The organism is Nostoc sp. 'Lobaria pulmonaria (5183) cyanobiont', from assembly GCF_002949795.1.
Taxonomy (GTDB): domain Bacteria; phylum Cyanobacteriota; class Cyanobacteriia; order Cyanobacteriales; family Nostocaceae; genus Nostoc.
In genome coordinates, this window is record NZ_CP026692.1 from 6,469,443 (window position 1) to 6,484,332 (window position 14,890).

At 41.3% G+C, this 14,890-nt stretch carries 11 protein-coding genes; 8 read left to right on the forward strand and 3 right to left on the reverse strand.

What is annotated here, in order from left to right; all coding sequences use genetic code 11:
- Positions 1-66 precede the first annotated feature (66 nt).
- Positions 67-1,329 carry a sensor histidine kinase gene (locus NLP_RS28750; RefSeq protein ID WP_104909297.1) on the reverse strand — a complete coding sequence of 421 codons (1,263 nt, stop codon included), beginning with the start codon at positions 1,327-1,329 and terminating at the stop codon, positions 67-69.
- 30 nt (positions 1,330-1,359) lie between these two features.
- On the reverse strand, positions 1,360-3,246 hold the full coding sequence (locus tag NLP_RS28755) for an ATP-binding protein (RefSeq protein WP_104909298.1): 1,887 nt from the start codon (positions 3,244-3,246) through the stop codon (positions 1,360-1,362).
- Between the two features lie 351 nt (positions 3,247-3,597).
- Between NLP_RS28755 and petN the strand changes: the two genes are divergently transcribed.
- From petN to NLP_RS28785, 7 genes are all read left to right on the forward strand, one after another.
- The gene (gene petN / locus NLP_RS28760; protein WP_017322509.1) at positions 3,598-3,687 is read left to right on the forward strand and encodes a cytochrome b6-f complex subunit PetN; all 90 of its coding nucleotides are present in this window, start codon (positions 3,598-3,600) and stop codon (positions 3,685-3,687) included.
- Positions 3,688-3,694: 7 nt separating this feature from the next.
- Positions 3,695-3,856, forward strand: coding sequence for a hypothetical protein (locus NLP_RS34425; RefSeq protein WP_094350864.1), 162 nt, complete (start codon positions 3,695-3,697; stop codon positions 3,854-3,856).
- A 154-nt stretch (positions 3,857-4,010) separates the two neighbouring features.
- A complete protein-coding gene (locus tag NLP_RS28765; protein WP_104909299.1) occupies positions 4,011-7,151 on the forward strand; it encodes a GAF domain-containing sensor histidine kinase in 3,141 nt (1,046 codons plus the stop codon).
- 339 nt (positions 7,152-7,490) lie between these two features.
- Complete coding sequence (locus NLP_RS28770) at positions 7,491-8,246, forward strand: hypothetical protein (RefSeq protein WP_104909300.1); 756 nt, start codon at positions 7,491-7,493, stop codon at positions 8,244-8,246.
- Between the two features lie 1,418 nt (positions 8,247-9,664).
- Positions 9,665-11,116 carry a glycoside hydrolase 100 family protein gene (locus NLP_RS28775; protein WP_104909301.1) on the forward strand — a complete coding sequence of 484 codons (1,452 nt, stop codon included), beginning with the start codon at positions 9,665-9,667 and terminating at the stop codon, positions 11,114-11,116.
- 68 nt (positions 11,117-11,184) lie between these two features.
- A complete protein-coding gene (locus NLP_RS28780; protein ID WP_104909302.1) occupies positions 11,185-12,627 on the forward strand; it encodes a 16S rRNA (cytosine(967)-C(5))-methyltransferase in 1,443 nt (480 codons plus the stop codon).
- Between the two features lie 57 nt (positions 12,628-12,684).
- Positions 12,685-13,107, forward strand: a complete 423-nt coding sequence (locus tag NLP_RS28785; RefSeq protein WP_104909303.1) for a tellurite resistance TerB family protein — start codon at positions 12,685-12,687, stop codon at positions 13,105-13,107.
- A 442-nt stretch (positions 13,108-13,549) separates the two neighbouring features.
- Here the strand turns inward: NLP_RS28785 and NLP_RS28790 are convergent, their stop codons facing one another.
- Complete coding sequence (locus NLP_RS28790) at positions 13,550-14,248, reverse strand: aquaporin (RefSeq protein WP_104909304.1); 699 nt, start codon at positions 14,246-14,248, stop codon at positions 13,550-13,552.
- Positions 14,249-14,602: 354 nt separating this feature from the next.
- Between NLP_RS28790 and NLP_RS28795 the strand changes: the two genes are divergently transcribed.
- Complete coding sequence (locus NLP_RS28795) at positions 14,603-14,842, forward strand: hypothetical protein (protein ID WP_234017107.1); 240 nt, start codon at positions 14,603-14,605, stop codon at positions 14,840-14,842.
- Positions 14,843-14,890: the final 48 nt, after the last annotated feature.

The window sequence follows — 14,890 nt, forward strand, 5'->3', positions numbered from 1 at the left end:
AAACTCCTTCCCAGTTTCCAGTATGATAAATGCTAAAGCAGTTTTTTAATCAATTAAATATTATTCTCATGTAGGAATTTTGATGATAAACTCGGTTCCCATGCCAGGTTGAGAATTCACTTCTAAAATGCCTTTGTGTTTCTCTACAACTATTTGATATGCAATCGACAAGCCAAGTCCAGTACCTTTATCAACGGTTTTTGTCGTAAATAACGGCTCAAACAAGCGTTTTTTAAGCCGTTCAGGAATACCAATCCCATTATCAGCAATCCGAATTATAACCAATTGTTCAGAATCTATTTCTGTGGCAATTCTAATCTGAGGAATTAGATTGTTCATTTTGCCTTCTATTATAGCTTCATCAAGGGCATCAACTGCATTTGCTAGAATGTTCATAAATACTTGATTCATTTCCCCTAGATAGCATCTGATTTGTGGTAATACTCCATAAGTTTTAATAACTTCAATGCGGGGATGATTGCCATTAGCATTGAGGCGGTGTTGCAAAATCATTAGTGTACTATCTAGTCCTTGGTGCAAATCAGCAGATATTTTGGCATCCCTGTCTGAGCGACAGAAGTTGCGGAGTGAATTAGAAAGGTTTTGAATTCGTTCACTTCCTATCTGGAATGAGTTCAATATTTTTCCCATATCTTCGAGAACAAAGTTCAGATCCAAGTACTCAATGGCATTGGTAATTTTGGCTGTTGGGTTTGGATACTCTTGTTCATATAGTAGGAACAACTTGGTTACTCCTGCAATGTGTTCTTGCAAGGGTGGAATATTGCTGGAAATAAAGTTGATCGGGTTATTGATTTCATGGCCAACACCAGCGATTAACTCTCCGAGTGTTGATAGTTTTTCTTGCTGCACTAGTTGGACTTGGGCTTTTTGCAAAGCCTTGGTGCGATCGCTAACTTGTTGTTCCAAAGATTCAGTCAATTGTTTGAGTTGTAAATGTACGCGCACTCTGGCAATGACTTCCTCTTGGGCAAACGGTTTAGGGATATAGTCTACTGCACCAAGGGAAAATCCCTTCGTTTTGCTTTCCGTATCCGCTAAGGCTGTGGTGAAAATAATCGGAATGTTTTGGGTAACAGGATTAGCTTTCAGGCGGCGACAAGTTTCAAATCCGTCAATACCTGGCATTTGTACATCCAGCAAAATCAACTCTGGTTGATTGCGTTCGGCTTGAGCGATCGCACTTTCTCCATCGACTGCAACCCGGAAACGAAAACCCTCACTATTGAGTGCTTCACACACAACAGATAAATTTGTCGGATTATCATCCACAATCAAAATAAATCCGTTATTTTGAATTTTATTCATGATGAATTTAAAACTGAAATTTAACTCAAATTAATCGATGTATTGTTGAATAAAAGTTTCCAAACGTTTGAGTTGGAAATTACTAGCAAGCTGGACGATTTGCTGGGTAAAAAAGCTTAACTGCTGATCGGATACAGAAAGTTCCTCAGCCAGTTCCAATATTTTTTGAACATCACCGTCTTCTGTCAGTTCGAGTAACTCTTGTAAAACCTCTTGGGCAGGATAAATCATCTCATTTTGTTGATCTAAACCACCTGTATAGGTTTTTTTGATTGCGTCTACCTTAACATCAAAAATCCATTCTAGATGCAAAAATTGTCGTAGCATTTCCAGCAGCGTCTCAGCTTCTATAGGCTTTGGTAAAAATGCATCTGCACCGACATCAATACTCTTGTGCTGGTCGATTGCAAACACGCTAGCTGACGAAGCGATGATAGCAAGTTCTTTAAATAGCCCAGGCTGACGCAAACGCTCGATCAACTCAAATCCATTCAATATAGGCATCACGAGGTCAGTGATAATCAAGTCTGGTTTGTGGGCTAGAGCCTGTTCCCATGCTTCCTCACCCTGGCTAGCTTCTACAACAGTAAACCCAACAGGCTCTAATAAATTTACAATTACCGATCTATTTTCCCATTTGTCATCTGCAATCAAAATAGTGCGTCTTTGTCCTTGATAAGCAATAATGGTTCCCTGCTCAACCACTCTAGAAACCTTGGCCCAATCTTTAGATTCTGGCAATTTTGCCTCAAACCAAAAAGTACTACCTTTGCCAAATTCACTTTTCACCTGAATTTGACCACCCATTAACAAAACAATTTTTTGGCTAATTGCTAATCCCAAGCCTGTACCTTCAGATTGTCGTTTTTGATTTCCTACTTGTTCAAAGGGCTGGAAGATTTTCTCTGCTTCTTCAGGGCTTATACCCGTACCGGTATCTACTACTTGAAAGCGAATTTTGTAGTAAGTTTGTCCATAGGCGTTTGATTCTTGACCAATCACCTGAACTTTGAAGATGACACTGCCTTGATGAGTAAATTTAATTGCATTACTAAGCAAGTTAATCAATACTTGCCGCAAGCGTTTTTCATCAGCATGAATACCCGTTGGCAAATCAGGATCGAGTTCAATGTTAAATGCGATCACCTTTTGTTCTGCCCGGATGCGGCAAATTTCAGCCACGCTATCTATAAAGGCAGGCAAGTAGAAATCAACAGGATACAATTCTAGTTTCCGGGCTTCTATTTTGGAGAGATCCAGCACATCATTAATTAGGGTTAAAAGATGAGAACCACATTGATAAATGATGCTGACTCCTTTACGTCCTTTTTCAGTCAAAGATTCTGTACGTTGGAGAATTTGTGTATAGCCGAGAATCCCGTTGAGAGGTGTGCGTAATTCATGGCTCATATTGGCGAGAAATTCACTTTTGGCTTGGCTGGAGTTTTGAGCGGCTTCCTCTGCAAGGCGTAATTCTTTTTCGATACGCTTACGCTCGACAATTTCAGTTGAAAGGACTCGATTGATAGCTTCTAACTGGGCTGGGCTGGGTAGCGTCAGAGCTTGAGGCATGAGATAAAATAACGCAAATGCGGTATATATCGAAATAATGGCAGTTAGAGCTTTTAAACTACCTGCAATCCAATAGTCTGGATGCCAAAGCGTCCAAATATCCATCAAGTGTCCAGTACCGCAGGCAATGATAAAAGCACCAAATAACAAAAAGACTCCATTGAAAGGAACGTCTTTACGCTTGGAAATAAAGTAAACCAGTAGGAAGGGAATAGAATAATAGGCTAGAGCGATCGTGGCATCAGAAATAATGTGGAGCGAAACTAATCCAGTTTGCCAGAGATAACAATGTCCGTGGGGAACAAAACCGTTGGAGTGGAAAGGATAGTTGAAAAATGTCGGCATGATATTAGGGGTTGCTGGATTGGAAGTATATACGCATAGCCCTAGTATTCCCAAAGTATCAAGTCAGAAAGCGCGATCGCTACTTTATATTACATTCGTCTTTCTCGTTGCTTAAAATACTAAATGTATTAAAACAATTTGTTTGGTGTCTTTTTTGCGTAGGCGTAGCCCGCACTTTTCTACGAGACGCTGCGCGTAGCTTGCTTAAGAGCAGGGGTACGACTTGGCTCAGTAACCGTCGTAGACATCGCACCCAAAACTTACAATGTCATTGATAAAAAAATCTCAGCCTGCCCAATCCCTGTATGATAAATATTAGAAACCTTTTGTAATGATTTGAAAAATGGGACTATGGAGATTTTGACACTAGGTTGGGTAGCGTTGTTAGTTGTGTTCACTTGGTCAATTGCAATGGTAGTGTGGGGACGTAACGGACTGTAGAGGTATTGTGGAAAGTCCATTCTTGAGTATTTTGGCTTTATTTGCTGTAGTGCTGCTCGTAGTAGTTACTGGTGGTATTGGTTATTTGACCCTGGCAGATTGGCGCGATCGCCGTCGTCGAGATGAAGAAAAACGCACCACCCGCAGCGCCACTCCCAAGCGGCGATAATTTTCTTGTGATTGAAAAATCTTTTTGTAGGGACGCGATATTATCGTGTCCCTACACTGTTTTTTATGACATTCCCAGGAAATAACTGTTACCTTTGCGATCGCAACGGGAATCATGAAATAGAAGACTTTCAATATTTAAAGTCCCACTGGGAATGGAAAACTCCTCTACTACTCAACCCATACAACCAAATTCAGAACGGCAAGAATCTTATTCAGACGTGACATTCTCCTTGCGTCAGAATGAGCAACAAAAAGCCTTATCTGGGGTTATTGCCCGTATTCGGGAGTCTCTAGACATAGAAACTATCTTCAAAATTACAGTCACTGAAGTTCGCCGACTTCTGAAAAGCGATCGGGTTAGCGTGTTTCGTTTTTATCCTGATTTGGCATGGGAAGGAGAATTTATCTATGAAGATGTGGCAACAGAATGGGATTCGGCATTAACAGCCAAACTGCGCGACCACTGCTTTAGTGAGGAGTTCGCAGAATTATATCAGCAAGGTCGGATTAGAGCAATAGCTGATATTTATCAAGTTAATGCCAGTGATTGCTACATCCAGATTCTGGAAAAATTCCAAGTACGTGCCAATATAACTGCCCCCTTGATCAAAGGTAAAGATTTATGGGGATTGTTGTGTATTCATCAGTGTGGTAGTCCTCGACAATGGGAAGCATCAGAAATTGAGTTTGTACAATTAATCGCCGAACATCTAGCAGTTGCCTTGCAGCAATCAGATTTCCTGGAAAAAGTCAAACTACAATCAGCAGAACTAGCACAAGCAAAAGCCAGAGAAAAAGCAGCCTTATGGCAGAAAACTGTAGCTATTACCATTGAAAAAATTCGTCAGTCCCTAGATTTGGAAAGTATTTTCCACACAACCACTGCAGAACTTAGGCAGCTGCTAAATGCCGATCGCGTGGCTATTTATCGCTTCAATCCCGATTGGAGTGGTGAATTCGTGTTTGAATCAGTGGCAGAGGGTTGGGTTTCCCTCATAGAGAGACAGTCGCAACGGCCGGAATTGAAAGAGAACGTCAGCGTATGTAGCGCTAGAGATTTAGCTAACCCCCCAGTCGCTGATACCTATTTACAAGATACAGAGGGTGGCAGCTTCACTCAGTGTGAAGTGTACCGAATTTGTAATGATATTTACAATTCAGGCTTTAGTGACTGCTACGTTAAAATTTTAGAGATTTATCAAGCAAGAGCTTATGCGATTATTGCCATTTACCACGGTCAGAAACTCTGGGGCATGCTAGCAGCGTACCAAAATGCTGGATGTCGTGATTGGCAAAAAGATGAGGTTTACTTGCTTACCCAAGTGGGCACCCAACTAGGTGTGGCTTTGCAGCAAGCAGAATTTATCCAACAAATGCAAATCCAAGCAGCAGATATCAGTAAAGCTGCTGAAAGGCAAAGGGCGTTGGCACACACGGTAGAAAAAATTCGTCAGTCTCTTGAGATTGAAGCCATATTTAAAACCACTACTCAAGAAGTTCGTCGGCTATTAGAAGTGGAACGAGTCGCAATTTATCGCTTCTATCCTGATTGGAGTGGAGAATTTGTGGCTGATTCCATTGTTGATGGCTGGACACCAATGGTTAAGCCGCAGCCAGTCACAGAAGGCGTTCTTGTTCAAGGGAAACAAGCGGGTAAGTATGCACGTAATGAAGTTTTTGTACCAATTTCTCAGGGCGAAAAACTGTGGGGATTGCTAGTAGCTTATCAAAACTCCCAGCCTCGTTATTGGCAAGATGAAGAAATCAACTTGCTGGCACAAGTTGGCGTTCAATTGGGGGTAGCATTACAGCAAGCTGAATCCTTGACAAAGATGCAGGTGCAAGCCCAAAAACTGGCTAAAGCCGCCGAACGGGAACGGAAAGCAGCCGAAAGACAGAAGGCCCTAGCCGCAACGGTGGAGAAAATTCGCCACTCTCTTGATATTGACACCATTTTTGCTACTAGTACAGAAGAAGTCCGACGGTTATTAGAAGTTGACCGAGTGACAATCTATCGATTCCGAGCTGATTGGAGTGGCGAATTTGTTGCTGAGTCTTTAGCCCAAGGTTGGACACCAGTAAAAAAAATTGTACCTGCGATGTCTACGACGGGCTATGCCTACGCAGATGATTACTTGCAAAAAAACCAAGTAGGAGACTTTGCTAATGGTAAAACTCTGGTCATTAAGGATATTTACAGCACAGATGATTCTATTCCTTATGTTGCCTTAATTGAACGAATGGAGGCTAGGGCATATATCATTGTGCCGATTTTTCAGGGTGAGAAACTTTGGGGATTACTAGCAGCTTATCAAAATATTCAACCCCGTGATTGGCAAGAAGATGAGGTAGATTTGCTGATGCAGATCGGTACTCAGTTAGGGGTAGGACTTCAGCAAGCGGAATTACTCGAACAAACTCAATGTCAAAAAGAAGAGCTGACCCAGACTCTTAAAGAATTACAGCATACTCAGAGCCAGTTAATTCAAAGTGAGAAAATGGCAGGCTTAGGGCAGTTAGTTGCTGGTGTAGCACATGAAATTAATAACCCGATTAGTTTCATTTATGGCAACATCACTTATGTTACTGAACATACCGAAAATTTATTTAAATTACTGCGCTTTTATCAGAAACAATATCCTAAAGCAACAGGGGAAATTCAAAAGCAAGCAGCAGCAGTGGATTTAGATTTTATTAGCGATGACTTGCCCAAAATTCTGACTTCAATGAAGATGGGGGCAGAGCGGATCTCTCAATTAGTCTTGTCGTTACGAAGTTTTTCTCGACTTGATGAAACAGGAATGAAACCCGTTGACCTTCATGAAGGCATCGATAGTACTTTGCTAATTTTACAACATCGACTTCAACCACAAACTAATTCTTTTGCTATTGAGGTAGTTAAGGAATATGGTGAATTGCCCCCAGTACTCTGCTATGCAGCCCAGATGAATCAGGTGTTTATGAATATTCTCAACAATGCGATCGATGCACTGGAAAAATCAGCAACTAGTAGAAAAATAATTGACAATCCTAAAATTTGCATACGTACAGAAATCATAGAAGGGAATACTATTCTGATTTGGATTGCTGACAATGGTTGTGGGATTCCAGAGATTGTGCGATCGCGCATTTTTGAACCTTTCTTTACCACCAAACAACCTGGACAAGGCACTGGTTTAGGGTTATCTATTAGCTACCAAATTATTGTGGAAAAACACGGCGGCCAACTCAAGTATGTTTCTGAATCTGGTAACGGCTCTGAGTTCTGTATCCAAATTCCCAGCAAACTGTGAGTTAGCTAGAAGAACTCCAAGCCCAACACAGCACTGTCAGACGACGATAATTTTTTTAGATTTCGCTCAAAGTAGAAATATTTATTAGTACTTTTACACCTATGCTACAATCAGCCCCTAGCTTCGAGAACAGCTACTCTGTAGGAAAGCTTACAGAAAAAGTGAATACTACTTGTTGTTAGGCTTTCACTAAAGGTCTGAAAAGTTTGATTCCTATTAATATACATAATTATAGATTTATATAGTGCGTAAGTCTTACCTAAGAATGAGGGCAATTCCGTAGAGTCTTTATAAAGTGATACCTGTACACTTATTTAATTTTGTTACGGAAATTACACCATGAGTTCTCAACAAAAATCCAATAGTAAACAAGGGGAGACTGCTACCAAGAAAGAAAGCACAGCAGCTAAAAAAGCTGATAAAGCTGATAACTTGGATTTAGATTCACTTGTTTCTGCACTAGAAGGAGACTTGACTGCTCTTGATAGCGAAACTGCTACTGGCTTAATCGACGAGTGGTATACTTATTTACACAAAGCTAAAGAGCCAGAAATCAAAGAAATTGCCGATAACCTCAAGCAACTCAAGCAACTGGTGAAAAGTGGTAAGGCCACAGGTCATGAAATTGGTGAAGTACTAACTGAAGTTGGTGAGCAAACAGGTAATGTTGCTTCTGATACTGATAAGGAACTAAAAACTCCGTTACAGAAGTTGGGTAAGCAACTTCGCAATATAGGTGTTTCACTAGGTAAGGCGGAAGACCGTGAGCAGATTGAACACATAGAATCAGTAATAGAAACCCTTGAAGGAGACTTGACTAAAATTGAACCTGAGGCGGCGCAAGGTGCGATTGATACGTGGTACACCTTATTGCATAAGTCTGAAAACGAGAATCTCCAAGAAGTTGCTAATGGACTTAAAGAACTTAAGCAACTTTTGAAGCGCAAAACTGCCAAAGGTGCTGACTTTGCCGAGGTGCTGACAAAACTGGGTGAACAAACTCAACAAGCTGCAACTGAAGCCCCAAGGGGATTTAAGGGGCCAATTCAAAGATTGGGTAAGCTTCTAAGTAAAGCTGGCAAGTCATTGGATTAATTTTAAAGTCTGTTTAATTACCGATAATAAAAGCACCTCATTTCACTTTGGCTGAGGCTAATGTGGAGTGGGGTGTTTGGTATAATCACATCACTACGTTTTTGCATCTTACAACTGGTTTTTCTCAGTTACCAGATTGTTTATTAATAAACCATAAAGACATTAAGACACAAAGAAGAAGAGGCGATCGCATAATGGAGATTTTGCAGGCGATGCCTTCTCTACGAGACGCTACGCGAACGGCGGGCTTTGCCTACGCTTTTTTTTAACGAACCGCAGAGGGCACAGAGGAGATCGCTCTTTTTAACCAACCACAGAGGCACAGAGAATACAGAGGAACAAGAGAACGATATAAAGTAAAATTCAATACATAAATAAATTATTTAGGCGATAATTTTTTTCTGCTCAGATAAGCTCTAATAATGCTTTATTCTCCTTTTAGCTAAAGATAATTACTGATGTTTTTTGAACTTGCGCGATCCAAAATTGTTGATGGCTGACAATAGTATCTGGATTTAGCAGATATAATAATGCTTCTAGATAATCTTGTCACAAAATAACAAGTACTTATTTAATTGCAGAGAGTATTGAATACTTACACAGTAATTATGCTAGGCCCATCTGGATCTGGCAAAACAGTTTTTTGGCGAGTATGTATAAGAAACTATCCACGCAGGGAGAGCATGGCTTCTTTTTAGAAGTTGATGGAGCAGAAAAATGAAATAGCCCTGGTTTAAGGCTGCTTTGGGAGAACAGTCGTAAACATCATGCTAATACTGAGTACTTATGTACTTGGTACATGTCCTGTCCCTTGTGGGCGGTCTTTCGACCCAGCACTCTTCATTATTTTTAGCTATACTCCGATAAACGCCCTGTTTCATCTGTCAGCAGGGTAAGATATTAACCCTTGAGGAGTATTGACAGATTAATAATTTTGAAAATCAATCTTGCATATTCTGAAAAAACGTTATAAATTATTAGATAATAGGGGAATAATCTGACTTAATTAGTGTCAAAAACTAATCCTGCTCAAGTAAATACACTGCAACCAGTTTTAACTTCACACAACTCCTAAACAGCACTGAAGATATGTTTTTGTTTGGTAAAGCAAAGATTCTGGACAGACAACGGAACAAGAAATAATCTAAAAATATATCTTATGTGACTGTTTTGAGGAATTATCTTACTAATTGCGGTGGAGAACAACTATAATTCACCAAAATAGTAATAGATGGCAAGCAATTAACTAACAATAAAGTTGCATAAATGTCAGCAACTTTATTGTTAGCTAATTGATTGTTTCTACCCAATTATCTTTGCTATTCAAAGAATCGTTTTTGTTATGCTGAGAATAGCAAAAATAATAAATTAAAACACTTCTAGCACAAATTCACAATCCTTATGGAGTTATTCTGGCAATGCACCTAAACGAATTGGAAACTACTGAGAATTTAGAAGAAGTTGAAGAAGCATGGCTAGCACTAGAAAAATCAATTCTCTATTATCAAGGTCGCCCTGTTGGGACAGTAGCCGCTTATGATGCGTCTGTAGAAGCCCTCAATTACGATCAGTGCTTTGTCCGAGATTTTGTTTCTTCTGCTCTAATTTTTCTGATCAAAGGTAGAACCGATATTGTTCGTAATTTCTTAGAAGAAACTTTAAAGTTACAGCCTAAAGAAAAAGCATTAGATGCCTATAAGCCAGGACGAGGATTAATACCAGCTAGCTTTAAAGTGGTATCAGACAATGGGCAAGAATATTTAGAAGCAGACTTTGGCGAACATGCGATCGCTAGAGTTACACCTGTAGATTCTTGCTTATGGTGGATTATTTTATTGCGTGCTTATGTAATCGCTACAGAAGATTTTTCTCTAGCCTATCAACCTGAATTCCAAAATGGTATCAGGTTAATCATGGATATCTGTTTGGCGAATCGTTTTGATATGTACCCAACGCTGTTGGTTCCAGATGGTGCTTGTATGATTGACCGTCGTATGGGCATTTATGGGCATCCTCTAGAATTGCAAGTCCTCTTTTACACGGCATTGCGTGCATCTCGCGAACTGCTAATTTGTCAAGGTAATTCCGATATTGTTGAAGCTATTGATAACCGGTTGCCTCTTTTATGCGCTCATATTCGCCAGCATTATTGGATAGATATTAATCGTCTGAATGCAATTTATCGCTTCAAAAGTGAAGAATATGGCAAGGGTGCTGTTAATCTGTTCAACATATATGTAGATTCTGTTCCCTATTATGAATTAGATAAGTGGCTACCAAAAAAAGGTGGTTATCTAGCAGGTAATGTTGGCCCGTCGCAGCTAGATACTCGCTTCTTTTCACTTGGAAACTTAATGGCAATCATTTCCGACTTAGCCACTGAAGAACAGTCACAAGCAATTATGACTCTCATTGAGGAACGATGGGATGACTTGGTGGGGGATATGCCAATGAAAATTTGTTTCCCAGCTTTGGAACATGAAGAATACAGAATTGTGACTGGATGTGACCCCAAAAATATACCTTGGTCGTATCATAATGCTGGTAGTTGGCCTGTTTTAATGTGGATGTTGGCAGCAGCAGCTGTAAAAACTAATAGAACAAATCTTGCACAAAAGGCGATTGAAACTGCCCAAGGACGCCTTAGTACAGATGAATGGCCAGAGTATTATGATGGTAAAAAAGGGCGACTGATTGGGAAACAAGCTAGGAAATATCAAACTTGGACAATCACTGGGTTCTTATTAGCAAAAGAACTGATGGCAAACCACACATATTTACCATTAATCAGCTTTGGAAAATTACCAGCAGAACAGGTTTCTAAAGCGTGTGAGTTAGAAATTGCCACTGTAGACCCCTATATGTCTTGATAGGAAGTTATGAGTTAGGAGTTGAGAGTTAGAATACAAAAGCCTCCTGACTCCTGAATCGTGTTTTCATGACAAACCCCCGTCAACTAGCTTTTATCGCCCTGCGAGATGTTCATAAGGGGGCTTATGCTGATGTTGCCCTAGATAGAGCGCTACAAAAAGTTAATTTGCCTGATTGCGATCGCCGCTTAGTGACAGAATTGGTTTATGGGAGCGTCAGAAGGCAACGCACCCTCGATACTCTCATCGATCAACTCGCTAAAAAGAAATCTCATCAACAACCACAAGACCTCCGCACCATCTTACATCTGGGCTTCTACCAACTGCGTTATCAAGAGCGTATTCCCGCCTCAGCTGCTGTTAACACCACAGTCCAACTTGCTAAAGAAAACGGTTTTTCTGGACTCACAGGTTTTGTTAACGGTCTATTACGCCAATATCTCAGAAAAGCAGAGGGAGCAGGGGAGCAGGGGGGCAGGGGGGGAGAGGAGAAAGATTCTTTGTTACTTCCCCAGTCCCCAATTCCCAGTTCCCAACCCCCAGTTTCCCATTTTGATCCGTTAGAACTTCCAGAAAACCCTGTGGAACGCTTGGGCATTTTACACAGCTTTCCTGACTGGATTGTTCAAGTTTGGTTAGAACAACTGGGTTTGACTGATACAGAAAAACTGTGTGAATGGATGAACCAATCACCAACAATTGACTTACGCATCAACCCACTTCGCACTTCCATTGAGGAAGTTGAGGCGGCTTTGCAATCTGCTGGTGTTTTGGTAAGACGCATTCCTCATTTACCCCAAGCTTTACGATTTATTGGTAATACTGGATCGATTCAAAAACTACCGGGTTTTAAAGAAGGTTGGTGGACTGTACAAGATGGTAGCGCTCAATTAGTAGGTTATTTGCTCGACCCCCAACCAGGTGAGGTGATAATTGATGCCTGTGCTGCACCAGGGGGTAAAACAACCCATATCGCTGAGTTAATGGCAGATAAAGGGAAAATTTGGGCTTGCGATCGCACTCCTTCTCGTCTTCGCAAACTCCAAGAAAATTCTCAACGGCTGAATTTACAATCTATTCAAATTTGCACTGGCGACAGCCGCCACTTCAACCAATTTAAAAACACCGCAGACCGGGTATTACTTGATGCTCCATGTTCTGGTTTGGGAACTATGCACCGTCATGCTGATGCACGTTGGCGACAGACACCAGAATCTGTCCGAGAACTTTCGGTATTGCAACGAGAATTGCTAACACATACATCAACTTTTGTCAAACCTGGTGGTGTACTAGTTTATGCCACCTGTACACTGCATCCCGGAGAAAATGAAGAAGTAATTTCGGCGTTTTTAGCTGATTCACCTCAGTGGCAAATTGAGTCTCCCAGTGACGTTGAGTTACCTGATTTTACTGATAGTACACCTCAAGGTTGGTTTAAACTTTGGCCCCATCGACAGGACATAGATGGTTTTTTTATGGTGCGCTTAAGAAAAAACAATAATTCCGAGTGAACACTGTTTGGGATTGTACGATTTGGTAGAGGCCTGAATCTACCAGAGGAGGCAGCAATGGTTCCCCCTGACAATGTGAAAAATTTAGTTAAAATCCTGATTGGAGCAGCTTGGATCGATGGCAGAATCCAGCCAGAAGAACGGCAATATCTCCGCGAAATAGCTCAAGCCAAAGGTTTAGCTAACGACCCAGAAATTAAGCCTTGGCTGTACGAATTAGTTCCTGTACAGCCAAAAGAATGCTACGACTGGGTGCGGGAGTATTTAGGCGATCGCCCCAGTCTTGAAGATTGTGAAAATCTGATTGAAGCCATCAGTGGCTTAATTTATAGCGATGGTGAAGTTGCCGTCGAAGAAGCCAGACTCCTGACTCAATTGCAGGATATGGCAAAGCCGAATGAGTCAACTCAACCAGCTCACACTGCGCTTCTCAAACAAATTCAAAAGCTTTACCGCCGTTGGGTTGAAGTGCAAAACTAGCATGGAGTTATAAGTTGATCGAAGAGGAAGCGGTGAATTCTTTCACCGCGTCTCTTCATCCTCATCTCCCCAGAAACGTCCGCACGTCTTTAGGTGATTTTTATCGCTATTTACCGAAAAGGGAAACGCACTAACATTCCTTTGGAATACATTGGCATTGCATTGGGATGCAATACTTTTGAGTTAAGCGTAAACTACTCGCTCATAGTCTCTTACAGCTATTTTCAGGTAAATAGACCACGCGTTAGGGGCGCAAGGCCTTGCGCTCCTACAACAGATGTGGTTCAAATACTTGAATTCTGCTGTAATTGGTTTTGGGGTAAAGGGTAAAGGGTGAATTCAAACATGAGTCCCTTTCCCCTTTAACCAAGAACTAGTAAGGGGTATTGCGCCGCCACCGTATGCGTGAAGTTGTTAAGTGAGAATGCGGCTGTGATTTGTATTAGATGTCTGGTTTTTGGAGTGATCGGGCGATCATACCCGCCAAAACTCCACCGAAAATTGGGAACACGATGAAAATCCAAAGGTCAGCCAATGCCCAACCGCGAGTAAAGACAGCTGTGGCTAGCGATCGCACGGGATTGACGCTGGCATTTGTCACAGGAATGAGGATAAGATGCGCCAAGATCAGCCCTAAACCGATGGGGATGGGTGCAGACCGTTTGAAAACGGGAGAAGATGTAACGCTCAAGATCAGCAGCACAAAGCCACAGGTAACAATGAATTCGGCTAATGCACAAGCCCACCAGCTATAGTTACCAGGGGAGTGAATTCCCACCCCATTAGAACCAAAGTTAGCTGTTGTAAACTCCGGCTTGCCCATGCAAATCAAAAACAGGATAGTACTCCCCCAAATTCCGCCGAGAATCTGACTCCCGATATATGGCAAAACTTCTTTAGAAGAAAACTGCTTGGCTACCCAAAAACCAATTGTGACTGCGGGATTGATGTGACAGCCGCTGATCGAACCAAAAGTATAAGCAGCAGTCAACAAACTTAAGCCAAAAGCGATCGCCACTCCAGTAACTCCAACCCAAGGTATTGCACCAGAAATAACCGCAGTACCTACACCCATCAGAACTAACCAAGCTGTACCTAGAGCTTCCGCCAAACATCGTTTTGCTAAAGAGTAACGATTCATTCATCAGAAATGCCATAACTGGCTAGTAGTTCGCCAAGTTACCTTGGCGGGGTAGAGGAACGGGAAAAGGGATATATGTCTTATCTCTTTAACTTTTACCCTTTACTCAATCTACACCCGTCAATGGAAAGCGTGGTGAACTACTAGACGTAATTGATACTTTTACACATTAGCCGAATCACACTAAGATAAATACTTGTTCTAGATTATTCAGTATAAAACGTAGCAACATCCTGTTGGTTGGCTCCCAATACGGTTTGGATCAGCTCTTGAGGCAAGAGAGGAAAGAGTTGATTGACAATTAGTTTTTCCCCCTGCTTCTCTTCTACCCCAGTTCAAGAACAGCTTACCTCAATGAATAAATTCCTTAACCGAATGGTATTGCATCGGGACGCATTAACAATACAAGCCAACGCATTAACAATACAAGCCGACGCATTAACAATGCAAGCCAACGCATTAACAATGCAAGCCAACGCATTAACAATACAAGCCAACGCATTAACAATGCAAGCCAACGCATTAACAATACAAGCCAACGCATTAACAATGCAAGCCAACGCATTGGCATTGCAGGGTATTGCATTTTATTAATTCGCTACGAATTAATAAAATGCTGTACGAAGAAAATCTTTAGGCGCG